This window comes from Aeromonas sp. HMWF017 (assembly GCF_003061465.1).
In the GTDB taxonomy this organism is placed as follows: domain Bacteria; phylum Pseudomonadota; class Gammaproteobacteria; order Enterobacterales; family Aeromonadaceae; genus Aeromonas; species Aeromonas veronii.
Window position 1 is genome coordinate 6,636 of the sequence record NZ_QAJD01000136.1, and the last position, 1,531, is coordinate 8,166.

Here is a 1,531-nt window from a genome sequence, read left to right on the forward strand (position 1 = left end):
GCAACGTCGCCACCTATGGCGGCAATATCTGCAACGGCGCTACCAGTGCTGACTCGGCGGCGCCCACCGTCGCGCTGGAAGCAGAGCTTGAAATTGCGGGGCCCGATGGCACACGCCGCATCCCCATCGCCGGTTTTCATACCGGCCCCGGCAAGGTGGCGCTGCAACCGGCGGAGATCCTGGTGGCGTTTCACTTTGCCCCGGACGCGCACCCCCAGGTGGGCTCCCACTACTTCAAATACGCCATGCGGGGTGCCATGGATATCGCCACCATCGGCTGCGCCGCCTACTGCCAGATTGAGGATGGTCACTTCAAGCGCCTGCGGCTGGCCTATGGGGTGGCGGCCCCGACACCGGTGCGCGCCCCTCACGCGGAAGCGGCGGCCGAGGGGCAACCCCTGACTCGCGCCACACTGGCCGCGATTGCCGAGGCTGTGGTGGCCGATGTGGCGCCGCGCTCCTCCTGGCGGGCGGAGAAGGAGTTTCGCCTGCACCTTATCAAAACCCTGGCGCAGCGGGTGGTCGCCTGCGCAGTCGAACGTGCCGGAGGCAAGATCCTATGATGCAACCGCAAAGCTGTCCCGCCGTGGAGATCCAGTGCGAGATCAACGGCAAGCCTTACTCCTATGCAGTGCCGCCCACCATGTCGCTGCTCCACTTCCTGCGCGGGCAGGGGCTGATCAGTGTGAAAGAGGGGTGCAGTGTCGGTGAGTGCGGCGCCTGTACCGTGCGGGTGGATGGCACTGCCATCGACAGCTGCCTCTATCTGGCGGTCTGGGCCGATGGCAAATCCATTCGCACCGTGGAGGGGGAGCGGCAGGGCAATGAGCTCTCCGACGTGCAGCAGGCCTTTATCGACGAGGGGGCGGTGCAGTGCGGTTTTTGCACCCCAGGCCTCGTGATGGCGAGCGCCGCCCTGCTCGACAAGACCGAACGTCGTCCGCTGACCGATGCGGAGATCCGCCGCGGGCTGTCGGGGAATCTGTGCCGCTGCACCGGGTATCAGAACGTGGTGCGGGCGGTGAAGAAGTGCTGCAAGGGGTAACTGACTGGGCGCAATGACCCTGAGTGCCGTTGTTTGAAAAAGGAAACAAGCCGCCCAAAACCCAGGCCCGCCTTGAAAGAGGCGGGCCTGCTGCTGAATTGCGCCAGGAGAAATCACACTTTTGGCTGGTCGATCACCAATTTGCCATCCTTGACCGGAATGGTGGCGCCGGGGGCTTGCTTCATGCGGATCACCCCCTCCTGACCTGCGAGGCGATAGGTCACGTCATAACCAATGGTGTTGACGCTCGTATCCTGTACGGTTTTGCAGCGCTGCTCGGTGGTGGTGTAGGTATCGCCCGCCTGCATATTGCCCTGCACCTGATTGCCGGCATAACCTCCCGCGACCGCCCCGGCGGCGGTAGCCACCTTCTTGCCGCTGCCGCCGCCAAACTGGTGGCCGACCACGCCACCCAGCGCCGCGCCCACCACGGTGCCGAGGATCTTGTGCTCATCCTGTACCGGCTTGCGGTGGGTCACGGTGACG

Annotated in this window: 3 protein-coding genes; 2 read left to right on the forward strand and 1 reads right to left on the reverse strand. The window is 64.8% G+C overall.

Annotated features, from left to right (window positions below; all coding sequences use genetic code 11):
- Both xdhB and xdhC read left to right on the forward strand, forming a co-directional pair.
- The coding region (gene xdhB, locus DBR30_RS13590) for a xanthine dehydrogenase FAD-binding subunit XdhB (RefSeq protein ID WP_258224426.1) at window positions 1-563 on the forward strand (563 nt) is incomplete at its 5' end.
- A complete protein-coding gene (gene xdhC / locus DBR30_RS13595) occupies window positions 560-1,045 on the forward strand; it encodes a xanthine dehydrogenase iron sulfur-binding subunit XdhC (RefSeq protein ID WP_108542220.1) in 486 nt (161 codons plus the stop codon). The genes xdhB and xdhC, both read left to right, overlap by 4 nt.
- Before the next feature lie 113 nt (window positions 1,046-1,158).
- Here the strand turns inward: xdhC and DBR30_RS13600 are convergent.
- The coding region (locus tag DBR30_RS13600) for a glycine zipper 2TM domain-containing protein (protein WP_258224427.1) at window positions 1,159-1,531 on the reverse strand (373 nt) is incomplete at its 5' end.

Excerpts from the sequence above, each read along its gene's own strand:
- xdhC (WP_108542220.1), top strand. The coding sequence starts at position 560 with ATGATGCAACCGCAAAGCTGTCCCGCCGTGGAGATCCAGTGCGAGATC.